This is a genomic window from Lactobacillus sp. PSON, assembly GCF_052615405.1.
On sequence record NZ_JBQXFW010000005.1, the window covers coordinates 247,383 to 273,708 of the forward strand.

At 32.7% G+C, this 26,326-nt stretch carries 28 protein-coding genes; 4 read left to right on the forward strand and 24 right to left on the reverse strand.

The window, feature by feature from the left end; genetic code table 11:
• Positions 1–89 precede the first annotated feature (89 nt).
• The gene (locus ACTHPI_RS05185; protein ID WP_445353112.1) at positions 90–1,232 is read left to right on the forward strand and encodes a glycerate kinase family protein; all 1,143 of its coding nucleotides are present in this window, start codon (positions 90–92) and stop codon (positions 1,230–1,232) included.
• Positions 1,233–1,253: 21 nt separating this feature from the next.
• Here ACTHPI_RS05185 and ACTHPI_RS05190 read toward each other — a convergent pair whose 3' ends face one another.
• From ACTHPI_RS05190 to murB, 18 genes are all read right to left on the reverse strand, one after another.
• On the reverse strand, positions 1,254–1,715 hold the full coding sequence (locus tag ACTHPI_RS05190; protein WP_445353226.1) for a low molecular weight protein-tyrosine-phosphatase: 462 nt from the start codon (positions 1,713–1,715) through the stop codon (positions 1,254–1,256).
• Positions 1,709–2,446 (reverse strand): hypothetical protein, encoded by a 738-nt coding sequence (locus ACTHPI_RS05195; RefSeq protein WP_445353113.1) that lies wholly within the window; start codon positions 2,444–2,446, stop codon positions 1,709–1,711. Before ACTHPI_RS05195 ends, ACTHPI_RS05190 begins: the two co-directional genes overlap by 7 nt.
• The gene (gene crcB / locus ACTHPI_RS05200) at positions 2,446–2,820 is read right to left on the reverse strand and encodes a fluoride efflux transporter CrcB (protein WP_445353114.1); all 375 of its coding nucleotides are present in this window, start codon (positions 2,818–2,820) and stop codon (positions 2,446–2,448) included. The genes ACTHPI_RS05195 and crcB overlap by 1 nt, the downstream gene beginning before the upstream one ends.
• 1 nt (position 2,821) lies before the next feature.
• On the reverse strand, positions 2,822–3,214 hold the full coding sequence (locus ACTHPI_RS05205) for a fluoride efflux transporter FluC (RefSeq protein WP_445353115.1): 393 nt from the start codon (positions 3,212–3,214) through the stop codon (positions 2,822–2,824).
• A gap of 20 nt (positions 3,215–3,234) precedes the next feature.
• Positions 3,235–4,050: a Cof-type HAD-IIB family hydrolase gene (locus tag ACTHPI_RS05210; RefSeq protein WP_445353116.1), complete on the reverse strand. Its 816-nt coding sequence runs from the start codon at positions 4,048–4,050 to the stop codon at positions 3,235–3,237.
• 101 nt (positions 4,051–4,151) lie between these two features.
• Entirely contained in the window at positions 4,152–5,324 is a 1,173-nt protein-coding gene (locus ACTHPI_RS05215; RefSeq protein ID WP_445353117.1) for a mannitol-1-phosphate 5-dehydrogenase, read from the reverse strand.
• 2 nt (positions 5,325–5,326) lie between these two features.
• Positions 5,327–5,773: a PTS sugar transporter subunit IIA gene (locus ACTHPI_RS05220; protein ID WP_445353118.1), complete on the reverse strand. Its 447-nt coding sequence runs from the start codon at positions 5,771–5,773 to the stop codon at positions 5,327–5,329.
• A gap of 17 nt (positions 5,774–5,790) precedes the next feature.
• A complete protein-coding gene (locus ACTHPI_RS05225; protein WP_445353119.1) occupies positions 5,791–7,566 on the reverse strand; it encodes a PTS mannitol transporter subunit IICBA in 1,776 nt (591 codons plus the stop codon).
• 121 nt (positions 7,567–7,687) lie between these two features.
• Positions 7,688–9,736 carry a BglG family transcription antiterminator gene (locus ACTHPI_RS05230; protein WP_445353120.1) on the reverse strand — a complete coding sequence of 683 codons (2,049 nt, stop codon included), beginning with the start codon at positions 9,734–9,736 and terminating at the stop codon, positions 7,688–7,690.
• 88 nt (positions 9,737–9,824) lie between these two features.
• The gene (glmS, locus tag ACTHPI_RS05235) at positions 9,825–11,636 is read right to left on the reverse strand and encodes a glutamine--fructose-6-phosphate transaminase (isomerizing) (protein ID WP_445353121.1); all 1,812 of its coding nucleotides are present in this window, start codon (positions 11,634–11,636) and stop codon (positions 9,825–9,827) included.
• A 181-nt stretch (positions 11,637–11,817) separates the two neighbouring features.
• A complete protein-coding gene (glmM, locus tag ACTHPI_RS05240; protein ID WP_445353122.1) occupies positions 11,818–13,170 on the reverse strand; it encodes a phosphoglucosamine mutase in 1,353 nt (450 codons plus the stop codon).
• Positions 13,171–13,204: 34 nt separating this feature from the next.
• On the reverse strand, positions 13,205–14,173 hold the full coding sequence (locus tag ACTHPI_RS05245) for a CdaR family protein (RefSeq protein ID WP_445353123.1): 969 nt from the start codon (positions 14,171–14,173) through the stop codon (positions 13,205–13,207).
• Positions 14,170–15,012: a diadenylate cyclase CdaA gene (gene cdaA / locus ACTHPI_RS05250; protein WP_445353124.1), complete on the reverse strand. Its 843-nt coding sequence runs from the start codon at positions 15,010–15,012 to the stop codon at positions 14,170–14,172. Before cdaA ends, ACTHPI_RS05245 begins: the two co-directional genes overlap by 4 nt.
• A 41-nt stretch (positions 15,013–15,053) precedes the next feature.
• Positions 15,054–16,127, reverse strand: a complete 1,074-nt coding sequence (locus tag ACTHPI_RS05255) for an ABC transporter substrate-binding protein (protein WP_445353125.1) — start codon at positions 16,125–16,127, stop codon at positions 15,054–15,056.
• Positions 16,124–16,924, reverse strand: coding sequence for an ABC transporter permease (locus ACTHPI_RS05260; RefSeq protein ID WP_445353126.1), 801 nt, complete (start codon positions 16,922–16,924; stop codon positions 16,124–16,126). Before ACTHPI_RS05260 ends, ACTHPI_RS05255 begins: the two co-directional genes overlap by 4 nt.
• Entirely contained in the window at positions 16,921–17,733 is an 813-nt protein-coding gene (locus tag ACTHPI_RS05265; RefSeq protein ID WP_445353127.1) for an ABC transporter permease, read from the reverse strand. Before ACTHPI_RS05265 ends, ACTHPI_RS05260 begins: the two co-directional genes overlap by 4 nt.
• On the reverse strand, positions 17,733–18,824 hold the full coding sequence (locus ACTHPI_RS05270) for an ABC transporter ATP-binding protein (protein ID WP_445353128.1): 1,092 nt from the start codon (positions 18,822–18,824) through the stop codon (positions 17,733–17,735). The genes ACTHPI_RS05265 and ACTHPI_RS05270 overlap by 1 nt, the downstream gene beginning before the upstream one ends.
• 53 nt (positions 18,825–18,877) lie before the next feature.
• Positions 18,878–19,780, reverse strand: a complete 903-nt coding sequence (gene murB, locus ACTHPI_RS05275) for a UDP-N-acetylmuramate dehydrogenase (protein ID WP_445353129.1) — start codon at positions 19,778–19,780, stop codon at positions 18,878–18,880.
• Between the two features lie 76 nt (positions 19,781–19,856).
• Between murB and ACTHPI_RS05280 the strand changes: the two genes are divergently transcribed.
• Positions 19,857–20,390, forward strand: a complete 534-nt coding sequence (locus ACTHPI_RS05280) for a 3'-5' exonuclease (protein ID WP_445353130.1) — start codon at positions 19,857–19,859, stop codon at positions 20,388–20,390.
• Between the two features lie 47 nt (positions 20,391–20,437).
• Here the strand turns inward: ACTHPI_RS05280 and ACTHPI_RS05285 are convergent, their stop codons facing one another.
• From ACTHPI_RS05285 to ACTHPI_RS05300, 4 genes are all read right to left on the reverse strand, one after another.
• The gene (locus ACTHPI_RS05285) at positions 20,438–20,905 is read right to left on the reverse strand and encodes a Dps family protein (protein WP_445353131.1); all 468 of its coding nucleotides are present in this window, start codon (positions 20,903–20,905) and stop codon (positions 20,438–20,440) included.
• A 75-nt stretch (positions 20,906–20,980) separates the two neighbouring features.
• Entirely contained in the window at positions 20,981–21,457 is a 477-nt protein-coding gene (gene tsaE / locus ACTHPI_RS05290; protein ID WP_445353132.1) for a tRNA (adenosine(37)-N6)-threonylcarbamoyltransferase complex ATPase subunit type 1 TsaE, read from the reverse strand.
• A 1-nt stretch (position 21,458) separates the two neighbouring features.
• Positions 21,459–22,445, reverse strand: a complete 987-nt coding sequence (gene pta / locus ACTHPI_RS05295; RefSeq protein WP_445353133.1) for a phosphate acetyltransferase — start codon at positions 22,443–22,445, stop codon at positions 21,459–21,461.
• Between the two features lie 13 nt (positions 22,446–22,458).
• Positions 22,459–23,154 (reverse strand): uracil-DNA glycosylase, encoded by a 696-nt coding sequence (locus ACTHPI_RS05300; RefSeq protein WP_445353134.1) that lies wholly within the window; start codon positions 23,152–23,154, stop codon positions 22,459–22,461.
• A gap of 68 nt (positions 23,155–23,222) precedes the next feature.
• Here ACTHPI_RS05300 and ACTHPI_RS05305 point away from each other — a divergent pair, with 68 nt between their 5' ends.
• Positions 23,223–24,089: a Cof-type HAD-IIB family hydrolase gene (locus tag ACTHPI_RS05305; RefSeq protein WP_445353135.1), complete on the forward strand. Its 867-nt coding sequence runs from the start codon at positions 23,223–23,225 to the stop codon at positions 24,087–24,089.
• A 19-nt stretch (positions 24,090–24,108) separates the two neighbouring features.
• Positions 24,109–24,630 carry a hypothetical protein gene (locus ACTHPI_RS05310; RefSeq protein ID WP_445353136.1) on the forward strand — a complete coding sequence of 174 codons (522 nt, stop codon included), beginning with the start codon at positions 24,109–24,111 and terminating at the stop codon, positions 24,628–24,630.
• On the opposite strand, the gene ACTHPI_RS05315 is transcribed toward ACTHPI_RS05310, so the two are convergent.
• Together ACTHPI_RS05315 and tpiA are read right to left on the reverse strand one after the other, a co-directional pair.
• Positions 24,627–25,193: a GNAT family N-acetyltransferase gene (locus ACTHPI_RS05315; RefSeq protein ID WP_445353137.1), complete on the reverse strand. Its 567-nt coding sequence runs from the start codon at positions 25,191–25,193 to the stop codon at positions 24,627–24,629. The two genes, ACTHPI_RS05310 and ACTHPI_RS05315, sit on opposite strands and share 4 nt — an antisense overlap.
• Positions 25,194–25,558: 365 nt before the next feature.
• On the reverse strand, positions 25,559–26,314 hold the full coding sequence (gene tpiA / locus ACTHPI_RS05320; RefSeq protein WP_445353138.1) for a triose-phosphate isomerase: 756 nt from the start codon (positions 26,312–26,314) through the stop codon (positions 25,559–25,561).
• Between the last annotated feature and the right edge of the window lie 12 nt (positions 26,315–26,326).

The following is a 26,326-nucleotide window of genomic DNA, read 5'->3' on the forward strand; positions in this document are numbered from 1 at the left end:
ATCTATTTTCACTTTTATCTTAAGCGAAAAAAATTACAATAACAATTTTCACGACTTAACTTATAATAAAATGTATGGAGGGTTTAATTATGAAGTTTGTTTTAGCACCTGATTCATTTAAAGAAAGCATGACAGCTAAAGAAGTATGTCAGGCGATGGCAACAGGCATTAAGAAAGCGATACCTGATGCAGAAATTATTCAAATTCCTATGGCAGATGGTGGTGAAGGAACGACCACTTCCTTAGTTGATGCAACTAATGGCAAATATATCCAAAAAACAGTAACTGGTCCTCTTAATCAACCAGTCACTGCCACATATGGTATTTTAGGCAACGGTAAGACCGCTATTATTGAAATGGCAGAAGCTAGTGGAATTGGATATTTAAATCAAAATCAAAAAACACCGGCTAATATTTTAACTGCTACAACTTATGGTACAGGTGAACTTATTCTTGATGCATTAAAACAAAATGTAAATAAAATTATCATTGGTTTAGGCGGCAGTGCCACAAATGATGGTGGGAGTGGAATGGCAGAAGCACTTGGTGTTAAATTTTTTGATAAAAATGGAGCTCTAATTTCAAACCTATCCGGAGGTAAGTTAAATAAAATTACAAAAATAGATATTTCTCAACTTGATTCTCGAATCAATGACTGTGAAATAATCTTAGCAAGTGATGTAACTAATCCTTTGATTGGACCAACTGGTGCTTCTTATGTCTTTGGCAAACAAAAAGGCGCAGATGAATCTACACAGAAGTCATTAGACAATAACTTAACCCATTATGCAAAACTTATTAAAAACATATTACATAAAGATATTGCAACTATTTCAGGAAGTGGTGCCGCAGGCGGACTTGGAGGAGGCCTTTTAGCATTTACTAATAGTCAGATTCGTCCAGGTGTAGAAATAGTTGCTCAAGAAACTCATTTAGAAAAAGCTATCAAAAATGCGGACTTCGTCTTCACAGGAGAAGGTGGAACAGACTTTCAAACTCAATATGGTAAAACACCCTATGGTGTAGCAAAAATTGCTCAAAAGTATCATATTCCTGTAATTTCACTTGCTGGTTATCTTGGAAGTGAGATTGAGCAACTTTATCAATATGGTTTTACTGCAATTTTTGGCATTCTAGATAAAGCTTCAAATTTAGAAGAAGCACTTAAAAACGGTCCAGCAAACGTTACTAGGACTACGGAAAACATTACACGCCTAATCTTAGCAAAATAAAAACGGGAACAATTCCCGTTTTTATTTTTTAATTTCTTTTAAAAGTCCTTTGCATCCAGCCATAATTTCACGATATGATTCATCAAAGTCACCAGTATACCAAGGATCATCAATATCATCATTTTTTCCAATAAAGTGCAATAATTTATATTCTTTTCTTTCAGGATCACCACCACTTATTCGGTTCATATCCATAAAATTTTCTTCATCCATACAAATCAGATAATCATACTTATTATAATCATCTTTTGTCATTAAGCTGGCTTGATGAGCAGTATAGGGAATTTGATTTTTATCTAAAACTCTCCTAGTTCTTACATCCATTGGCATTCCAATACCATTATGAATTGCATCACTAGTGGCTGCTTTTGAATCAACTTCAACATCTTTAATATTTTCTTTTAATAATAAATTCTTCATCACAAACTCAGCCATAGGTGATCGACAAATATTTCCATGACAAACAAATAAAATTTTCATGATTCTATTCCTTCACTTGTATCCATATTTTTACTTAAACTTTTTAATAAAATCGGCCAAACAACTGCTACTAAGATTCCTATAATTAATCCTAGCCAAATTCCTTGCGACATATGAACAAAAATTCCATGATAAACTTGTTCCTGCAAAGCATGAGTTGCTTCACCAGTAAAATACCATAAAACTCCAAAAGAACATATTGTAGCAATCAATAATGGAATTGATGCCCAATATTTTCCAAAAATCATTAAAATTCCTACCAAAACATAAATTAAGATTACTATAAAAATCGAATAACGATAAATCGTAATTACATGATAGACTTCTTTAGATTCTTCTTTTAATTGACGGTTAATTTCTTTAACAATGTACTGGTTCACAATTTGGCCTAAGCGATTATTACTGGTTAAGTTAAAATCTTTAGCCGTCAATTCTCCAGTTTCATCATATTTAGTACTTAATTTATATAAATCAGCATATGACAAATCTAAATGATATTTTTTTGGAAAACTTTTTAATAATTCATCTTCAAGTCCTGATACTTCTAAAAAGTTTGTAGCAAGACCTAATTCAGTATTATTAGAATCTTGAACAACTTCACGAACAATATGTTTAGTCATTGCATGCGTATTATTAATTCTCATTTGCACATTGCTAGTTAACATGAGATACGCCGATAAAGCTACCAACAAAAAAGAAACTGCGCGTAAAATAATCATCCATATTTTTCTCATTATAATACACGTCCTAAATAAAATCCCACATAAATTAATATCAATCCTCCAAAGTATGAAGCCAGAGCATACAAAATCAAACCACTATAATTTTTATCATGATACATTCCAACTAATTCTGTATTCAAAGTAGAAAAAGTAGTATAACCACCCATTACTCCAGTCCCAACAAATGCATATATAAAAGGAGAAACTCCATAACCAAATAAAATTCCTAAAATCAAAGTGCCAGTTAGATTAATAACCAAGGTCGCAGTTGGCAAATTAGCATATTTTTGCCCTACTTTTTCCCAATGCTTTTTTCCATAATTAGTAATAAAAAATCTTAACATTGCACCTAAGGAAGCTCCAATTCCTGCAAGCAGTATTTCCATTTTAATCCTCCTTAGTCTTAATTAACATGGCAACAGTTTCACCCATATGACTTCCAATATAAGCAAAAACAAATCCAAATATAATAGAACTAGAATAATAAATTAAAGCAGTTGAAGTTAAATTAGCATCAAGGTTTTTTAAAAATTCCAAATTAAAAGTAGAAAAAGTAGTGAATGCACCAACAAAGCCTGTTCCAATTCCAACACTAAGCCACTCATAAAAATTTTTAAATTCAAAAAATAAATACGTAAAAAATGCCAAAAGGAAACATCCAATGATATTTCCCCAAAAAGTTCCATAAAAATGAAAATTTGTATTTAAACTAGCTCTTGCAATTCCACCAAAAAAAGCAAAAACAGCAATGCTAAGATAATTTTTTATCTGCGATGACACAATACCGCTCTCTTTCTAATTTATAAAATAAACTTTTTAAGTGCTTTGGCAACACCATTATGGTCATTATCATCAGTAATATAATCGGCCTTTTCTTTAATATCACTAACTGCGTTACCCATCGCAATTTTCTTAAATTCAGGATTTTCAAACATTGATAAATCATTACCCTGATCACCAAAGACCATTACTTGGTTTTGATCAATTTTTAATCGTTCTGCCAAATCCATTACTGCATTACCTTTTGAAGCACCGATTGCATTCAATTCAATACAGTTATCTAAACTACGTACAATATCATATGACTGGAATGCCCATTCAGGAATTGATGCCCATAATTTTGCAATTTGATCACTATCTTTACTACAAGTAAAGCCAACTTTATTAAAAGTAAAATCTTTAGAAATTTCATCACGATTTCTGACTTTAATTTCATTATTAGTATATGCTGCATTAATCTGCATTTGGACTGAGATATCACGATCTAATGTCCAAAAACATTCTGTAGTTTCAAAATGAAGATTAACATGACTAAGTCTCTGTAAACGAAGCATTGTATTAAAATCACGATAATTCATTTCATGACTTATTAAAACTTTTCCCGCTAAGTTTTGAACTACTGCACCATTGAATACTACCGCGTATTCATTTTCTCCTTCTAAGCCTAATTCTTCATCAAAAGGCAGTACACCAGACAGAGGTCTACCAGAAGCTAAAACAATTTTAATTCCTTGATTATGAGCTTCCTGGATAGTCTTTTTAGTTTCTGGTGAAATAGTATTGCCAGAAGTTAATAAAGTTCCATCTAAATCAATTGCAACCATCTTAATAGCCATTTAATTCATCCCTTTTTATAAAAAATTTAAATATTCAATTTTAATTATACAAAAAAACGTGATGAGACTCACGTTTTTTGAATATATTTACTTTTTGAGCATTAAGCAATCTTTTGAGTATGATTTGCATTATGATATGATTTTATAATTTTATCAACTAATTCTGCATCATCTTTAAGTCCAGTTGTTTCAATAATTACTTCTTTTAAATCTTCATCCTTAAGCATCTTTTGAAGTTTAACACTTTCACTATCTTTTGGTTCATCAAAATGATAAATTCTTCCAACTGTTTCCATCAAAGCATCATAGTTTAATCCACGTTCTTTCAACTCGCGAATTGGACGAATAAATCTTTCATTATATCCCAATTTTCTAATTGGAGTTCTTCCAACACGAGCAATATCATCAGAAATATATGGATTTTGAAATCTGCTCAAAATCTTATTATGATATTCTTCCAAACTTTCTTCAGTAAATTCCTTATTCCACTTATGATAAAGAAGAGAACGAGTTTCACTAAGAACACGCTTCACTTGCTTTAATACAAATGGATCCTTAATAGCATCACCAATTGTTGAATAACCTAAGCTTTTACCTGTATAAGCAACAGTTGCGTGACCTGTATTTACTGAGAAGAGTTTTCTTTCAATATATGGCTCAAGATCAGGAGCATAATCTACTCCCTTTAATTTGATATTTTTATTCTTCATTTGACTTTCATCAATGACCCATTCCTTAAAATCTTCAACAGAAACAAATAATGGATCATCATTATGTTGAATTGGGACAATTCTATCAACAGCAGCGTTTGGAAAGCCAATGTACTTATCTACTTCCGGCTTAATGTCATCATCTAAATGTTTATAAACTTCTTCTTTTAGGTGCTGTGAACCACCAATCATATTTTCACAAGCAATAACATCAAGTAACTGAGTATTACCTGACTTAATTCTTTCAGTTAATCCTTGCGCAATAAGTGGTGCAATAATTGCTAAAATCTTAGGTCCAATTGCAGTAGTAATCATATCTGTTGATTTAATAGCTTCAATTACTTTTTCAGGATTTTTAGCATTATTAATTCCATCTACATTTGAAACATGAATTTTTTTCTTGCCTGGAGCTGCCAACTCAATGTCATATTCTTTACGCTTATTCAATTCATCAATAATTGTTTCGTTAACATCAACAAAGTCAATTCCAAAACCATTATCTGCTAAAGTTTCACCAATAAATCCACGACCAATGTTACCTGCACCAAAATGTACTGCTCTCATTTTTATTCTCCTACTTCTTTTAATAAATCAATAACTTCTTGTGGTGTTTGTGCATCTGCAAGTTTTGCGACATTTGAAACATCACTACAAAAAATTGCAATCTGTGATAAAAGGTTTAAGTGTTCATTGTTAAGTCCTGCAATTCCAAAGACAACTGTAACAAGCTGCTCCGTGTCATCATCAGGATCACTAAAATCAACACCCATTGGAATTTGTACAACAGAGATTCCTGTTTTCTTTATATGTTTTTTCCCTTCGTCTGTTCCGTGTGGAATGGCGATAAAGTTTCCCATATAAGTAGAAACATCTTTATTTCTTTCAATCATCGAATCAATATATCCAGGCTCTACACAGCCTCCATCAACTAAAAGTTGTCCTGCCATTCGAATTGCTTGATCCCGCGTAGGCACATCTTGATTCAACTTAATCATATTTGGGTCTAATTGCATTTTGTTTCATCGCCTTCTTAATTCAACTTATCAATAATTTCTTGAAGTTTTTTATCTTTGAGTAAGTCATTTACAACTACAATTTGAATATCGCTATATCTAACAGCTAAGTTCTTCTTAGCAGCTGGAGTAACAATTACTAAGTGACTTGGATCATCATCAAGTTCATTAATTCGAATTGCTTTAACTGGTATATCTTTGCCAGCTTTTTTCATTGCATCTTCAAATAAACTTCTAGCCATGGTAGAAGAACCAATATGTTGATCGTGACGAATAAAGTCAACTTCTTTGACCTTATTGAAATCAATTCCGTCAATTGAACCTACTTTTTTATCTTTTTGTGGTTCTTTAGGCTTATTGCTTACTTGCGTCAAAGCCTTAAAGTTAGCTACGATTGTGTCATACTTTGGACTGCTTAAGAAATTACCAACTGCAACATGCATTGCATCAGGAGTCTTTTGTAAAGCACGATCTGCTAATTCTTCTTGGGTTACTACTAAAAGCCCTGGCTCATCCTTTAAGTTTCTTACAGCGGTATTCGTTACTGGAATTTTAATACCAGCCTTCTTAAATTTATCGCGAAGAAGTGAAGCTCCCATTGCGGATGAACCCATACCTGCATCACAAGCAAAGATTACTTTATTAATATCAGCATATGATTGAACTGATTCATGAGCAGATTGTTCACTAGGCATTTGTTGACCTTTTGATTCAGCCTTCATTGATTGCATTTCTTTTTGCTTAGCTGTTAAATCACCATCACCCTTATCGTTTTTAAGGATAATAGCCGCAACAATAAATGAAACAATCGCTGCACCAACAACACCTACAATATTGCCAAGATATGAGCCTTTAGCAGAAACAAGCAAAATAGCTAAAATAGAGCCTGGTGAAGCTGCAGCTTTTAATCCACCATTAAGAGCTGTAAATAATGCAGTGCCTGTTACACCACCACAAATGGCTGCAATAATTAAACTTGGCTTCATTAAAACGTATGGGAAATAAATTTCATGTACTCCACCAAAGAATTCAATAATCGCTGCACCTGGAGCAGAACTCTTAGAATTTCCTTTTCCAAAAAACATAAAAGCAAGTAAAATTCCAAGACCTGGACCTGGATTGGATTCCATCAAGAACAATACTGATTTTCCAACTTCTGAAGCTTGTTGTATTCCAAGTGGTACTAAAATCCCATTACCAATCGCATTGTTTAAAAATAGTACCTTAGCAGGTTCAATAATAATGTTGGCAAGTGGTAACAAATGGACACGAATAATTGCATCAACACCAACACTTGCCCAATGGCTTCCCCACATCATAATTGGATTGATGATAAAGTAAGCAAAAATTGCTAAAATCATTCCCAAAATACCAAGTGAGAAATTATTGTAAATCATTTCAAAACCAGACTTGATTTTGTCTCTACAAAGTTCGTCTAGCTTTTTAAGACACCATCCACTTAGCGGACCCATAATCATGGCACCTAAGAACATTGGCTGGGTTGTTCCTACGATAACCCCAAGCGTACCAATTGCACCGATTACGGCACCACGTTCATCATCAACCATTCGCCCACCTGTATAACCAATTAATAGTGGCAAGAGATAGATAAGCATAGGTTGAACTAACTTATTAATTTGAGCATTCGGAAACCAACCATTAGGTGTCATAAAGATTGCGGCTGTAAGACCCCAAGCAATGATTGCACCAATATTAGGCATAATCATTCCAGATAAGGCTGTACCGAATTTTTGAACCTTCACTTTAACTGAAGATTTATTTGCTTGAGCCATGAATTATTCTCTCCTCTCTTAACTTACAACCTTATCGTAAAATAATTTGTAACCGTTTACAACGAAATAAAAATAGAACTCTGGCACCATTTTCAGTGCCAGAGTTTGCTCAAAGTTTCACTTATATCTTATTCTTTATCTCATTTAAATACTGTGCTGCAATTGCATTCTTAATTTCCGTTTGGTTTCCAGTAGTAAATAATTTTAAATTTGTATCATTCATAATAATCATACTAGAAATTAAACTCATAACTTCTTGCTCAGATGTGGACAATTTAGCTGGACCTAACATTAACAAAACTCGTTTTACCTGAATTTCCGTATGATCCATTGATTTCATAGTCAAGTTATTATCTAAGTCAAACAACATAAACGAACATTTCTTAACATGTCTATCACTTGTATGCAAAAGTGCTAATTGACTGTTAGGTATTCCAACTGGGGCCAATTTTATCCGCTTTAAAATTTTTTTAGCAATTGGTTGTTGACGTCGAATCACATCTTTAGTATGTGCTAAACATTCCTGTACCACCGCAATTAAATCAGTAGAGTTATTCTTTAATTTAATAACTTCAATACCGTTAACTAATTCTGTACAAAACAAAGTCCCAATTGAAATTTCTACCAATTTTTCTGTTGAATGAGTAAAATCTTTTTCATTTATCTTATCTTTAATTATTGGAAACTTTCTCTCATATTCGTTCAAATAACTTTTTATCCGCTTAATTTCATCACTTAATAAAAGTGGACTAACCAACAAATATTTTTTTGAAAATCCTTTTAATTCCAATGTAGATATAATCAAATCATATTTTTGCAAATTATCATTAGCTAAATCTGCCACCTTACTTAAATCAATATTTTTAATTTCTGGAAATTCTTGTTTTAATCTTGCTCGCAAAATCGCAGAAGTACCTATTCCATTTTCACAAATAACTAAGGCATTAATTTGTTGATTATTTTTTATACTTGTATATTCATTTGCAAAATATAATAATAGCAACTGCATCTCTGATTTTGTGATTTTATTTTCAGTAAAATTTTGTTTCCATGCATTTTTAATAGCTTCATATAAATTATTAAATCTTTTACTTAATCCTGCTAAAGTCTCAATTTTAGTATTGGGTAAAGAATCCACTTGATGGCGAATCAATCCTATAATATGTCGATTTAAACGTTTAATAAACGCAGAATTTTTTGAAAAATTCCAATGAACTTGCTCTGAAACATCCTGTACAAATTTTTTAACTTTAACTGAAGTTGCAAGCTCATAATCATTATCATATGAAATACTTGGTCGTTCATTATCACAAGTCATAATTTTATTAGCTAAATATGTAATATCAGTTTGTTCAATATTCAAATCATTCTCAGCAGTAAACTTGGCCATAAACTTAAAAACTATACCTTGATATTTAAGCGAATCTTTTGCTGGATTAATATTTTCAACTGAAAATCCCTTTTGTATTCGCATAATCGAAACTGTAAATGACAAAATCAATTCTATAATTTGATGATCAGAATCTAGCTTTACACTTGAAAAGACATTTTCTTCTAACAATTGTTTAATCTCTAAAAGAAGCTTTTTGGGAAACATTTGTAAAAAGAAATTATTAGTAGTTCTATCAGCTTTATTTAAATAATGAAAAAAATCATAGTCGTTGATTTCACTTAATAAAATTCCAGTTAAAACCTGTCGTCGTTGACTTTCTGTACAACTCACGGCAACTCCTACACCAGTTTTTTTCAAAAGTATAATTTCATATTTATTAAGTATATTTTCAACAATATTAAGATCATTCTGGATTGTTGCTTCACTAACTTCTAAATCTAACGCCAAATTAATTATTTTTTGTGGTTCATCAGCTAATAAGAGCAAACTAACTAAAGCATTCTCTCTTTGCTCAACATCTAATATTATTTGGCTTTTAGTATGATTAAGTAAAGTCTGTAAGTTTATTAATGCTTTTTTATCTCCTATTAGAGAATATTTACGTTTCTTACTTGTTAATTTTAAGTTTTGTTTAGCTAAAATTGGTCGTAATTCATTAAATTCACGATAAACTGTTCTTCTACTAATATTAGTTCTTTCTTCAATTTCTTTTATACTTATTTCTTGGCTTGTCAAAAATAACGACAGAATATTCTTTTGCCTTTGTGTTAATATCATTCCACACTCCATAAAACCGTTTTCTTTTAATTATACAAAAAAGAAGGTAAGTCTTTAAACCTACCTTCTTAAAAAGATTTACTATTAATTATTCAACAGTTACACTCTTAGCCAAGTTACGTGGCTTATCAACATCTAAGCCTTTATCCTTTGAAGCGTAATATGCTAAAAGTTGAGTTGGAACAACACTCAAAAGTGGTGACAAGAAGTAATCAATATTTGGCAATACCAAAGTATCTCCTTCTTTTGCTAAATCTTTAGCAACAATAGTGATTACACTAGCTCCACGAGAAGTTACTTCTTGAATATTTCCACGAGTAAGATCAGCAGTTACTGGATCATTAATAAGAGCAATAACTGGAGTTCCTTCTTCAATAAGAGAAATAGTACCGTGCTTAAGTTCTGCAGCAGCAAAACCTTCAGTTTGAATATATGATACTTCTTTAAGCTTAAGTGCACCTTCAAGAGCAACAGCATGGTCAATTCCACGACCAATGTAGAAAGCATTTCTTGATGGAACTAAATACTTATCTGCTAATTCTTTGATTTTTTCTTTACCATCAACAATTTGTTGCATTCCTTCTGCAGCAAGTGCTAAATCTTCTTTTAAAGTAAAGTTTCTAGCATTTGGATTTGCTAAGTTTTCACCAATTGCCTTAGCTAAAATAGCTTGAAGAGCAACTTGAGCAGTGTAAGCTTTAGTTGAAGCAACAGCAATTTCTGGACCAGCTTCCAAAAGCATAGTGTAAGTAGCTTCACGAGATAAAGTAGAACCTTCTACATTAGTCATAGTAAGAGAAGGAATACCACGCTTGTTAGCTTCTTTCAAAACAACACGTGAGTCTGCAGTTTCACCAGATTGTGATAAGAAGATAAAGAATGGATTCTTACTCATCATTGGGAAGTGGTAACCTGCTTCACTTGCATAACCTACTTCAGTAGGAATGCCAGTAAATTCTTCAAGTAATGCCTTACCTACAAGTCCTGCATGGTAACTAGTACCTGCAGCAAAAATGTAAAGACGATCTGCTTTAGACATTGCATCTACAATATCCTTATCAACAATTGGGTGACCATCCTTATCTAAATAATCTTGTGATAAGTGACGCATAACACCTGGCTGTTCATCAATTTCCTTAAGCATGTAGAATTCATAAGCACCTTTTGATGCAGCATTAGGATCAATATTTAATACGTGAGGTTCACGAGTTTGCTTTTCGCCGTCAACATTTTCAATAGTGTATGAATCCTTAGTAATATCACCCACATCACCATCTTGAAGATCAACAAAAGTCTTAGTTTGGTCTAAAACAGAAATTGCATCTGAAGCAATAATGTTAAAGCCATCACCAAGTCCAAGCATCATTGGTGATTTGTTCTTTGCAATGAATACATGATCTGGTTCAGTATTATCAATCAAAAGAAATGCATATGAACCCTTAACAAGCTTTAAGGCTTCTTTAAATGCTGAAAAACCATCTAAGTTCTTGTCACGTGCGATCTTGCTGATGAGTTGAACAACAACTTCAGTATCAGTTTCTGATTTAAAGTCTACACCTTGAAGATATTTTTCTTTTAATTCAGTGTAGTTTTCAATCACACCATTATGAACTAAATAAAAACGCTTAGTTTCATCAAAATGAGGGTGAGCATTATCAACAGTTGGTTGACCGTGAGTAGCCCAACGTGTATGACCAATACCTACTACACCTTGTTCTTCTGGAGTAAGCTTGTCTTTCAAATTAGAAATACGACCAACTGCTTTAGTTAAGTATTCATTACCATTTAAGTCATTTAAATAAATACCAGCTGAATCATAGCCACGATATTCAAGATTGGTTAAACCGTTTAAAATAATGTCTCTAGCTGGTTTCCCAACAACACCAACAATTCCACACATAATTTTTCTCCTTTGGTCTAGTTCAATTCATATGAATGGACTAGTTAACATTTATTGTTACAAGTGCAATCATAGCTCTTTTTATGAAATCGGTCAAGAATAAAATGCTAAAATTGGTCTATTATTTTTATTAAAAAATAGATTCAGGAAAAAGCCTGAATCTATCACTTAATTTTACTTATTATTTGCCCATTTCTTCTTTTACAACTTTAACAATACGGTCAACGTATGCGTCAGTTTCTTCTTGTGTTGGGCCTTCTGCCATTACACGAAGTAAATCTTGTGTTCCTGAAGGACGAACTAATACACGACCGTCTCCGCCCATATCAGTTTCAACTTCTTTAATAACATTAACAATTGCTTGATGTTCTTTCCAAGACTTTTTATCTTTTACAGGGACATTAACTAAGCATTGTGGGTATTCCTTAAAGTCTTCCAAAAGTTCTGATAAACTCTTACCAGTCTTCTTCATAACAAGCATTAAATGAAGTCCTGTAAGCATTCCATCACCAGTATTATGATAATCAGTCATAATAACGTGACCAGATTGTTCACCACCTAAGTTGTAACCATTTGCACGCATTTCTTCTGAAACATAGCGATCACCAACTTGTGTACGTACATTCTTAAGACCTTTTCTTTCTAAAGCCTTAGTGAAGCCAAGATTACTCATTACAGTAGTCACAATTGTGTCTTTCTTAAGACGACCGTGTTCTGCAAGATAAGTACCGATTACATACATAATATGGTCACCATCCACTTCATTACCGTTTTCATCAACAGCAATACAACGATCAGCATCCCCATCAAAGGCCAATCCAAGTTGAGCACCTTGCTTAACTACTTCTTCTTGTAACTTTTTAGTATGTGTTGCACCAACATGATCATTAATATTTAAACCATTTGGATGAGTTGCAATAGTAGTAAAATCTACACCACAATCAGCAAACAATCTAGAAATAAGGTCACTTGCTGCACCATTAGCACCATCAATAACTACTTTAATTCCGCTTAAATCTTCAGGAATAGTGTTCTTGATAAATTGAAGATACTTAGAGCTACCTTCATGAAAATCAGTTACAACACCTAAGCCTTCTGCAGATGGACGTGGTAAAGTATCTTCATCTGCATCAATTAATTGTTCAATTTCTTCTTCCATAGCATCTGAAAGTTTTAAACCGTCGCTACCGAAGAACTTAATACCATTATCTTCTACTGGATTATGAGAAGCTGAAATTTGAATACCAGCGTCTGCGCCTTGAGCACGTACTAAGTAAGAAAGACCTGGTGTAGAAATCACACCAACTTCAAGAACTTCAATTCCTACTGAAAGAAGTCCAGAAATTAATGCATATTCAAGCATTTGACCAGAAATACGAGTATCGCGAGATACTAAAACTTTAGCTTGTTGGCCATTATTTTTTTCTTTAGTTAAAATGTAGCCACCATCACGACCTAATTTAAAAGCCATTTCAGGGGTCAAAACTTTATTAGCTTCTCCACGTACACCATCGGTTCCAAAATATTTTAACATTTAAAAATAACCTCTCTTTAAAATTTATTCTATTTTATTTTGCGCTTGACGCATCTTTTACTTTTATTTGAACTATTACACCACTTGGATCTGACCTTACAACTCCAGCTGGTAATTTAATCGGAACTGCTTTAGTCGTTGAAGATTTTACATCACGTAAATCTACAGCAACTTTTAATCGTTTAATTTTGTCCAATTTTTCTTTATCACCAAATAAAGTTACTTCATCACTTCTTGCAGTTACAGAATAAACCTTATCGCTTTCTTCATTCTTGGAGTCTAAATCAATTTTAACTTTCTTGGTAGCAATTGAAATTGGAACTGTCACCTTTGCAGTTGACGGTTGAATCACCACATTTAATTGACGTCCCTTTTTATCCAAAGCTTGCAAAATAACTTGTCGTTCATAATTATGATCAATATCATTAGGCAAGTCAGCTTTTGCAACAATTTGGTCAATTTGGTTAACTTCAGCATTTGCCCCAGTTATTTCTACTTTTTGTGGATTAACTGAAGTCCTTCCAACTTTATAACCATTTGCAACAGCATTTTTATTATACTCTATTTGTACAGGCATAGTAGTTGATTTTCTTTTTTCAATATCAATATTTATGGTTTTTGGATTAATTGAATATGATAATTGATTACTCAAACCACTAATATGAACTTTAACAGTATGCTTACCAATTTTTTTATGAGTTAAATCAATATATGCACGAAAATTCTGTGTATTAACAGCTGATGTAACTAAAGCATTTGAGCCTTCTAAAGTTACACTTACCTTTTCAGGGTAGCCTACCACATAATACTTATCTGTATCAACAGAAACTTGCAGAGGAATTTTTACAGTTTGCGTCTCATTTGCAGTTTGCTGAGTAATTTTGTTTTCCCCTTGAGTTAAAAATCCAGGCTGAATAGAGTCAATATAAACCACGATTAAAATTGCAATAAGTAAGGATACAAGCTTTAAGACCCAGGATTTGCTCCAAAAATCTTTTTTCATTTACCTGCACCCCACTTCCAAATTTTATTAAATAATCGTTGGTACCAGCGATTTTCTTTTTCTTTTTTAGGTACAAGTTCTGCAGTCAGATACTTCATATATTCTTCCCGTGTCATATCTAAAAGCAGACGCCCATTTCGAGTAATTGTCACTCCTCCAGTTTCTTCAGAAACAACAATAGTAATTGCATCCGTTACTTCTGAAATCCCTACTGCAGCTCTATGACGCGTTCCTAAACGTTTTGGAATCATTGTACTATCTGATAAAGGTAAATAAGCTGCCGCAACCGCAATGCGATTTTTGTTAATAATTACAGCTCCATCATGCAAAGGAGTATTAGGAATAAAAATATTAATTAATAATTCTCCAGTTACATCAGCATCAAGTTTAATTCCTGTTTCAATATAATCATCAAGACCTGTTTCTTGCTGAATAGTAATCAAAGCCCCTATCCGACGTTTAGACATATATTGAATGGCCTTATCTAGTTCATTGATGAATTTGACTGATTCATCATGAGCATTTCCTTCTCTTCCACCAAAAAGCGGAGTACGGCCTAATTTTTCTAGTCCACGTCTAATTTCAGGCTGAAAAATTACAATAATTCCTACAACTGACCATGATACTATTTGATCGACAATATAAGTCAGGGCATTTAAATGCAAAAGACCTGCAATAATCCTTACAAGAAAAATAAGCACAATTCCCTTAGCAAGTTGAACAGCTTTGGTACCTTTAATAAGCATAATTAAACGATATACCAAATACCAAATAATCAAAATATCTAAAATAACTGCCAAATTATTCCATGTAAGTATATTTGATAGGTTAAAATTCATAGCTTCTCCTTTCTAGCTATTAATTATACCTAACTTCTTCCTTAACGAGCATACATTTTAAATTCTAAAAATAAATCATTATATTCTTGTGTTTTCTTAGGTCCCAAATCCTTAAACACTTGTAAATGACTTAACGTATTTTTATCTGGATAAAATTGCTTATCATCCCGCACTTTTTTGGGCAGTAACTTTTGAGCAGCAACATTTGGTGTTGCATATCCCACGTATTCTGCATTTTTAGCCGCATTTTTAGGTTCTAACATAAAATTGATAAATTTATAAGCTGCTTCTTTATTCTTGGCAGTTTTAGGAATTACAAAATTATCAAACCACAAGTTAGATCCTTGACTTGGCACGACATAATGTAAGTGAGAATTTTGCTGCATCATTTCATGCGCTTCTCCTGACCACGTAACTCCAATTGAAGCTTCATTTTGCACTAAGTACATTTTCATTTCATCAGAAATAATAGCCTTAATATTAGGTCCTAAAGCATCTAATTTAGTTTGAGCTAAATGTAACTTCAAGCTACTTGTAGTATTCATTGAATACCCCAAAGACGCTAATGCCATTCCCATTGCATCCCTTGCAGAATCGACTAATAAAATTTGATGGCGATATTTTTTATTCCATAAATTATCCCAAGTCTTAATAGATCCCTTCTTAACAAATTTATCGTTATATACAATACCTAATGTCCCCCAAAAGTAAGGTACTGAGTAATCATTATTTTGATCAAATGATTTATGTAAAAAACTTTTTCCAATATATTTCATATTTGGAACTTTTCGAGAGTTTATTTTATCAAGTAAGTTAGCTTTTCGCATTTTAGCAACCATATACTCTGAAGGAATAGTTAAATCATACGCTGTTCCTCCCTGTTTAATCTTGGTATACATTGCTTCATTTGAATCAAAAGTTTCATAAATAACATGATAACCATACTTTTTTTCAAATTTTTTAATTAAAGAGGGATCTAAATAGTCTCCCCAATTATAAATTATTAAGTTTTGCTTTTTAGATTTAATTGTAGGCTGATCAAGCTTCACTGCTGCATATCCTAAACCTACACAAGCAAGTAAAATTGCAGCAATGATCCATAATACCTTTTTCATTTAATCATGCCTCCAATTTTTCGGCGTGTTTTTTGCTTTGTTAAATAATAATATATTCCTACTAATATTAAGACAAATAAAAACATTACTGTACTAAGTGCATTAATTTCTAAATCAATTCCTTGACGCGCTCTTGAATAAATTTCTACTGAAAGCGTTGAAAAACCATTCCCAGTCACAAAAAATGTAACTGCAAAATCATCTAACGAATACGTTAGTGCCATAAATAATCCTGAAAAAATTCCTGGCATTAATACTGGCAACATTACCCTACTAAAAACCTGATAAGAATTAGCTCCCAAATCTCGAGCTGCATCAATTAAAGAAAAGTCCATTTCTTCTAAACGTGGCAAAACCATCAATACTACAATCGGAATTGAAAAAGCAATATGACTAAGTAAAACTGAGCCAAAGTTTAATCCGAATCCTAAAGCAGTAAAAAATATCAAAAAACTAGCCCCAATAATAACATCTGGCGAAACCATTAATACATTATTCAAACTAAGTAAAGTTCTTTTTTGAGATTTTTTCTTAGCTATTGCAATTGCAAAGGCTCCCATAGTACCAATAATTGTAGCTATCAAGCTAGATAAAAGTGCTAAAAGGATAGTTTCTAAAAAGATTGCTAATAATCGATTATCTTGAAAAAGATCCTGATAATGCCGCCAAGTAAAACTACCAAATTTATTCATATTTTTTCCACTAGAGAAAGAAAAATATATCAAATAAAAAATAGGGACATATAAAATTACTAGAGTAAAAACAAGATAAACTTTAGCTATAATGTTCTTTTTCATAGATTTACTTTCCTCTTCTTTTTCTTAGTTCCGGTTAAAAGCATTACAATTATCATTAAAATAATTAAAATAACACCGATTGTTGCCCCCATATTCCAATTCATAGTTGTCATAAAATACTCTTCAATTGCGGTCCCTAAGGTAATCACACGGTTACCACCAATTAATCTAGTTAGCATAAATAAAGATAAAGACGGAATGAAGATAGCTTGAACACCACTTTCAACACCTGGCTTTGAAAGTGGCCACAATACATAATAAAATGTTTGAAAATGAGAAGCACCCAAATCTTCAGAAGCCTGAATTACTGCTGGATTAATTTCTTTGATAGCATTATAGATTGGTAAAATCATAAATGGAATTTCAATATAAGTTGCAACAAAAATAAAAGCAAAGTCTGTGAATAACAAATTAACTGGTCCAATTCCAAATAACCGCAAAAATTTATTTACCAGCCCATCATTTCCCAAGATACCAATAAAAGCATAAGCTTTAAGCAAAAGATTAATCCAAGTTGGTAATATTATTAATAACAGCCAAAGTTGTTGATTTTTTAACTTAGTTAAAAAGTATGCTGCTGGATATGAAATTACTAACGTAAGCAAAGTAATTAAAAACGCATACCAAAATGAATTAAACATCATTCTTAAAAAAGTGCCATTTTTAAAAAATTGAACAAAATTATTTAAAGTAAAATGATTATTACTATCAGTTAATGCATACCAAGCAATTAACAAAATTGGTAAAATCACAAATAATAATATCCATAGATAATATGGGATAAGAAATAAAGCCTTTTTGTTCTTCACTAATCTTCTCCTCCCTCATAACTTTCAAGTCGAGCATCAAATTCAGCTTGACTTTCATGAAGCCTCATAACATGAATATCTTCTGGATCAAAGTAAAGACCTATTCTTTTACCAATTTTCACTCCATTAGTCGATTGAATAAGCCATTCATTTTCATCCATATCAACAGCTTTAATTTCAAAATGATCTCCTAAAAACAACTGACTAAGTGAAGTTACTACCAATTTTCCCTTTTCTGGACTAGTAATATCTAAATCCTCTGGTCGAATTACTACTTCTACTTTTTCATTGATTTTAATACCTGCATCAGCACATTCAAATTTTTTCCCAGCAAATTCTACCTCGTAGTCTTTAATCATTCTTCCTGGCAAAATATTTGAGTCCCCAATAAATCTCGCTACAAAGTCATTGATCGGTTCATCATAAATGTCCATAGGTGTTCCATTTTGTTGAATTTTGCCATCATTTAAAACAAAAATCTCATCACTCATTGAAAGAGCTTCTTCTTGATCATGAGTAACAAAGATAAAAGTAATTCCTAACTTTTTTTGCATGGCTCTTAATTCAAACTGCATTTCTTTTCGTAATCGTTTATCCAAAGCAGATAAGGATTCATCTAAGAGTAAAACTTTTGGTTCGTTTACTATTGCTCTTGCAATAGCTACACGCTGCTGCTGACCACCTGATAGTTCTGATATTTCACGATTAGCATAACCATCAAGTCGTACCATTTTTAAAGCGGTCTTAACTGCAGGTTTAATCTTACTCATTGCTTCTTTTTTGATTTTTAATCCAAAAGCTACATTTTCAAAAACATTTAAATGTGGAAATAAAGCATAATTTTGAAAAACTGTATTCACTGGTCTTTTAGCCGGATCCATATCTGTGATATTTTTTCCATCTAACAAAACTTCCCCTTCAGTCGGCTGGCTAAAACCTGCTATAATTCGTAAAATAGTAGATTTTCCTGAACCACTAGGACCTAAAAGTGAATAAAATTTTCCTGATTCAATTTTTAAATTAATATTTTTTAAAGCTACAAAACCATCATCATAACGTTTATTTATATTCTTTAATTCAATAAGTGCCATTTTTTCTCCATACATAAAAATAGCCACAAGCTTAATCAGCCTGCAGCTTGTCGTTAATCTTCTTTATTATTACCGATAATTCTTACTTCTGTATGCAAATCAACATCAAATTTTTCTTTAATTGTCTTTTGAATCAAATGAATCAAATCTAAATAATCAGTAGCAGTAGCTCCACCCTTATTAACAATGAAACCAGCATGTTTAGTCGAATCTTGTGCTCCACCAATTTGCTTCCCTTGAAGACCTGCTTTAATAATCATAGGGCCTACAAAATGTCCTTTTGGACGTTTAAATACACTTCCACAAGATGGATATTCTAAAGGCTGCTTATATTGACGCAAGGCATTCAAATATTCCATTTCATCTAAAATTTTATTTTTCTTTCCTGGAATTAATTTAAAAGTAGCTTGCAAAACAATATCATCATTTTCTTGAATTAAGGAATGACGATAAGAAAATTCCATTTCCTCATTAGAATAAGTTTTCATTTCACCATTTGGAGTAATGACTTCAACACTCTCAACTACTTCTTGCATTTCACCGCCATAAGCACCGGCATTCATGAAAACTCCACCGCCAATGCTTCCTGGAATTCCTGCGGCAAATTCCATCCCGCTTAAGCCCGCACGAGCTGCAGTGAAAGCTGTGTCAACAATTTTTGCCCCAGCTTCTGCTACTACTTCATTATTATTAACTGTAATTTTTTTCATTTCAGTTAAAATAATCACTAAACCCGTAATTCCACCATCGCGAATAATTAAATTAGAAGCATTTCCAATTATTGTCAATGGCATTTGTTCTTCTTTTACTACTTTAAGTAATTTTTTCAATTCTTCAATATTTTTAGGAAAAGCTAAAAATTCAGCTGGTCCACCAGTTTTGGTAAAAGTATATCTACTAAGCGGAATTTGTTCTTGGATATCAATTCCGTCTTTTCTTAAATCAAGTAATTTCAAAAATAGACCCTCCCTCATTCTTCCTATATATTTTACCTCATTAATTATGCTAAAATCTTCTTTAAAGGAGATTTTTATGAATTTTATTGCAATGGATTTTGAAACTGCAAACCGCTATCCTGAAAGTGCATGTTCACTTGCACTTGTGATGGTTCGAAATAATAAGATTGTTGATCGTTTTTATACTGTCATCAATCCTCAAATGCCATTTGATGCGCGTAATATCGAAATTCATGATATTACAGCAAATGACGTTAAAGATGCCCCAACAATGGCAGAGGTCTGGCCAAAAATCAAAGCCTTATATCAACCTGGAATGCTTGTTGCAGCCCATAACGCTCGTTTTGATACAAATGTAATGAAAAAATCTTTAGCACGATATGGAATTGATGAACCACATTATCTAGTTATTGATACTTTGAAAACTAGTAAAACTTTTGAACCAAATTTACCTAATCATAAACTTGATACAGTTTCAGAAGCTCTCAATGTAAAACTCTGGCATCATCATAATGCTTTAAGCGATAGTGAGGCTTGTGCTGGAATTTTAATTAAACAAAACCAAAAGGTTGGAAATGAAGCAATCAAGAAACTAATTTATCAAATATAAAAAAAGATTCGATACCTTGTATCGAATCTTTTTTATTATTCAATATTTTATTCGCCAGCACCTGGACGTTGACCAATTTCAGCTGCAATAATCCAAATACGCTTTTCCATAGCAGTATGGAATTCAATTAACATATCATTAGTTGAATCATCGCCTTCATCAGCACTAACCTTGATGCCCTCTTCGTAATCATCACGAAGTTGCTTATATGCATCTAAGATTAATTGTAATCTTTCATCCATTGATACATCCCAGCTACCTGGTTGATCTGGAATCTTAGTTAAATCTAAAACTTCTTCATAAGTAGAAATCGGACTACCATTAATTTCAATTAATCTTTCTGCAACAGTATCTTGTTGATCAGCTAGTTCTTCCATTACATGGTCCAAGTAAAAGTGAATCTTAATAAAACGATGTCCTAGCATATACCAGTGGTGTTGGTGGACAAGCATATGCGCTTGGGTCAAATCGGCAACAAGTTGATTTAAGATCTTTTCAGTTTTTGGATACTTCATAAATAACCTCCTATATAAATCGTTTACATTCTTATTGTAGTCCAATTTATCAATAAGAGGAAAGAATTGCACTTATCAACTATGATATTCTTTTAAAACGTCTTGAAGCCATTCTTGACTTCTTTTTCCTTTGGTAATAAATTCAACCTCACGCTTAGTTGAGTTCCAACTATCATCAACACGTGTAATTACAAGCTGTAAATAATTATCAGGCAAATCATTCATAATTAATTGTGGCCATTCAATCACAACCAAACCAGGTTCTGCTAGATAATTATTAAGATCAATTGAAGATAAGTCATCATTTTCCAAGCGATAAAAATCCATATGAAAAAGTGGCATCTTACCTTCACGATATTCTCTAACGATTGTAAATGTTGGACTTTTAACAGGACGCTTAATTCCAAGTTCACGCCCTAATCCTTGGGTCATTGTAGTTTTACCGGCACCCAAATCTCCATTAAGTAAAAGCAAATCGTGAGGATGGGCTGTTTTAGCTAAACTACTTCCTAACTTTTGCATTTCTTGCGCAGAATTAATTTCTAATTTCATCTTATTCATCCTTTGCTAGTACTTGAGCTGCAGTCAAAATCCCCATCAAATATACATCTTCACTACTTGCCCCACGTGATAAATCATTAATTGGAGCAGCTAAACCTGCAAGAACTGGACCAACTGCACTGAAGTTACCAAGTCTTTGAGCAATCTTATAACCAATATTACCTGATTGAAGTTCTGGGAAAATAAACACATTAGCATGACCAGCAACTTTAGAATTTGGAGCCTTACTCTTACCGACACTTGGTACAAAAGCAGCATCAAATTGTAATTCACCATCTGCTGGAACATCCGGATGAGCTTCTTTAAATTTCTTAGTAGCTTCTTGAACCTTAGTTACCATATCTCCTGAAGCTGAACCCTTAGTTGAAAAACTTAAAAATGCAACTTTAGGATCAACTTCTGCCATTTTAGCTACTTTAACTGCTTGGTATCCAATTTCTGCTAAGGTTTCGCTATCTGGATCAATATTCATCGCACAATCTGAGAAAATGTAGCGCTCATCCTCACGTTCCATAATCATAACACCACTTACACGATGCATTCCTTTAGCAGTTTTTACAATTTGCAAAGCAGGACGAACAGTATCTGCAGTTGAATGAGCAGCTCCTGATACCATTCCATCTGCAATTCCCATCTTAACTAACATAGTGCCAAAATAAGTTGTCGCTTTTAGCATCTTCTTAGCTTCATCTAAAGTGTTTTTTCCATTACGAATTTCTACGAATTCTTCACACATTTTTTCAAAATTTGGATAAGTCTCTGGATCAATGATTTTAATATCTGTTAAGTTAAATCTATTTTCTTTTGCAATTTCATGAATTTTTGTTTCATTTCCTAGCAAAATAACTTCAACTAAACCTTCAGCTTCAAGACGTGTTGCTGCATCCAAAATTCGAATATCGTCTCCTTCTGGAAAAACTAATCTTGGCTTTACATCTGCTTGCTTTACTTGTTTTTTAAATAATTCAAATACGCTCATTTCGACTCTTCCTTTATACTAAATCTTCATTAGTTACTGTTTCTGGCAATTGCCAATCTATTGGATTTTCTCCCCAATTTTCAAGAGCTTTATTACAACGTGAAAACGGACGTGATCCAAAAAATCCTCTATCAGCTGAAAATGGACTTGGATGCGGAGATTTAATGATAAAGTTTTTATCCTCGTCAATTAAAGGAATTTTATTCTGTGCAAATCTACCCCAAAGAATAAACACAACATGTCCTCTTTTGCTAAGAGCCTTGATTGCAGCATCACTAACTGCTTCCCAGCCTTTTCCTTGATGACCGTTTGCATGACCATAAGGAACTGTTAACACCGCATTTAAAAGTAATACTCCTTGATCTGCCCATTTTTTCAAATATCCATGATTAACTGGTCGCGCTCCTACATCATCATAGAGTTCTTTATAAATATTTCTTAATGATGGTGGTAAATTTATTCCAGGCATTACTGAAAAACTCATTCCATTTGCCTGTCCTGGATTATGATAAGGATCTTGTCCTAAAATTACAACTTTCGTTTTAGAAAATGGAGTTAATTTAAACGCTGTAAAAATATGATACATATCAGGAAAAATTTGTTTTGTTGAATATTCTTCCTTTAAAAAATTATGCAAATTACGATATTCTTCACTTTCAAAAACTGGATCCAATATTGCGTCCCAATCATTACCAATTAATTTTTTCAATTAATACCGACCTCTTTTCTATTCTGTATCTATGGTATCATTGATTTAAGAATTAATGGGAGGTATTTATGATAAAATTAGTCGCTTGTGATTTAGACGGAACGCTTTTTAACAGCAATATGATTGTATCAAAAGAAAATGCAGAAGCCATCCATAAAGCTCAAAAAATTGGAATTGAATTTTTAGTTGCCACCGGCCGTGCTCCAAAAGAATCCAAAGTTTTATTAAAAGATGCTAACATTCATACTGGGTTTATCAATTTAAACGGTGCACTTGTTTATGATAAAAATGGTAACTTAAAAATTAAACATGCAATTTCAAAAGATAAAGCACACCAAATTATTAACCTACTTCATAAAAATAATTTCTATTTTGAAATTCTAACAACTAATAATGTTTATTCAGAAAATATTAATGCTCGAATTTCTAATATTGCTCACCTAATGGTAGATTTAAACCCTGGCATGACTTTTAAACAAGCAGTCGCAATTTCTGCAGCTAATAAATCAATCATGAATATGACAATGATTGATAGTTTTGAGAAACTCTTAGATACTCCAGAAGAAATTATGAAAATTATTGCTTTTGATTCTCGTGGTCCTGCTGCATTTGTTGATATTAAAAAATCAATAGAAAAAATTGGAGATTTAGTAATTACTTCCAGCTCATCATCAAATATTGAAATTAACAATATTAACGCTCAAAAAGGAATCGCATTACTCGATTATGCCAAACTTAATGGAATAAAACGTGCAGAAATTGCGGCAATAGGTGATAATTTAAATGATGAGAGCATGATTCGTGATGCTGGAATCGGTGTAGCTATGGGAAATGCTATCCCAGCTATCAAAAATTTAGCTCAACTTAAAACAAAAAGTAATAATGAAAACGGAGTTGCTCATATTTTAAATAAATTTATACAAGATAATGCTTAAAAAGCGGAGGTGAAGCCCCATGCGTTTTTTACTTGAATTAAATCAGAATAAAACTTATGGTCAAATTCCAGTTACTGGTCCTAGTGGAAAAATTGAATACATAATTAAAGGTAATCTGGACAATCCAAATCATACCCTTTATTTAAGCCGTGTTGATAATACTGAAATTGGTAGACTTTTTGCTGATAGTAGCGGAATTATTTCATCTTTTATTGTAGATGTCGTTAATCACTCCCTTGTTCGGGTAAAAAAATTTAATACGCCCATGACTAATTTATTTTATGTAACAAGATTGAATTATCTCGTTACTGGAAGTATAAAAAAAGGCACCTACACATTCAGAGCTGGAGTCAAAAATGTTGCAGATGTCAAAACAATTATGGGAAATTCTGGCGTAATATTAGTCTGTGATATTCAACGACCAGAAGACATTCCTTTTATTTTATTGATTTCAATTCTCTTTACACAGTGGCATGTAACTCCATTAAAATTACCTACATTTCCACCAATTTCAAGAAAAACTTCCCCTAATATGAATTAGACTTCTTTAACCATGTGATCATATACACGATCACCGATAGTCATTTCTTTAATGCTTTTGTATCCCTTGTGTTCATATAATCTACGAGCACGAGGGTTTTCTTTATCTACATTTAAACTAATATATTTATATCCTTTTTCTTGAGCTATCTTAGGAGCTAAGTCCATAAGACGGCTTGCTACATGTTCTCCCCAATGATTTGGATCAACTGCCAAAGCATCAATATACCATTCATCAGGCCATGCTTCTTGATCATCAAAAATTACTGTATCTAGTGGTAAGCCAACTTTTACATATTCTTTTTTCAATGCAAAATCAATTATTTTTTGGTCTTCATAAGAATACATATCAATCATACCGATTGGAATATCACGACTATCAGTTACAACCCAAATTCTTGTGTAAGAATAACGATAATACTCTGAAATAAATCCCAATCTCATCAAATCATAGAACTGACTTTCTGGCAGCTTCTTAATACTATCCATGTCCATTTCTTCAAAAATTTGTTTTAAAATTGGATAAATAAACGTAAAGTCTGATTTTCTAGCTTTTCTAATCATAAAAACACCTCAACTAAATTTTATCATAAATTGAAAGACAGCCATGGGAGATTTCCCATAGCTGTCCATCAAGAAAGTGATATAGATATAGATGTATTCTGCCATAATAGTTTTTGAGTAATAAGGAACTGGCAGAGACTGAATTTTGGAGGTTTCCTCAATGTCTGATTCAACCTCCATATGCTATTATACTTCATTAAGATAAAATTTCAAGCACTAAAAGTTATTTTTACCTTTAAAAAGTAATTTATATCAAGCTTTCTAGCTTATTTTTAAGAAAGCGTACGTTATTTTAATAATATATTAAAAGTCAGAACTTTTTTATCTAACTAAAAAAAGCCCTCGCGATACGAGAGCTTTTTAAATTAGTCTTGGTAGTTAACCAAAGCTAAGAAACTTTCTGGATCAAGTGAAGCACCACCAACTAAGCCACCATCGATATCAGGCTTAGCCATTAATTCCTTAACGTTAGCAGGCTTTACAGAACCACCGTATTGAATACGAACATTTTCAGCAGTTTCTTCATTGTACAAGTCCTTGATAGTTTCACGGATAGTCTTGCACATTTCTTCAGCTTGGTCACTTGAAGCAGTCTTACCAGTACCAATTGCCCAAATTGGTTCATAAGCAATAACAAGCTTTGAAACTTGTTCTGCACTCAAACCTTCAAGAGCAGCCTTGATTTGACCAACAACCCATTCATCTTGCTTGTTAGCTTCACGAGTTTCAAGTGATTCACCACAGCAGATGATTGGAGTTACGCCATTAGCAAACAAAGCCTTAGCCTTCTTGTTAATGTCTTCATCAGTTTCATGGAAGTAACCACGACGTTCTGAGTGACCGATAATGCAGTAGTTAATACCCATGTCACTCAAAACCTTAGGTGAAGTTTCACCAGTATATGCACCTTCAACTTCAAAGTATGCATTTTCTGCACCAGTGTGCAAGTTTGAACCTTCTGCACTCTTCTTCAAAACATAAAGGTCAACTGCAGGAGCAGCAATAACTGATTCTACTTTACTTGGATCTGGCAACTTGTCCTTAACTGCATTAACAAATTCTGCAGTTTGTTCTGGATTCATGTGAAGCTTCCAGTTACCAGCAATAATTGGTGTACGCATTTAATAATGTCC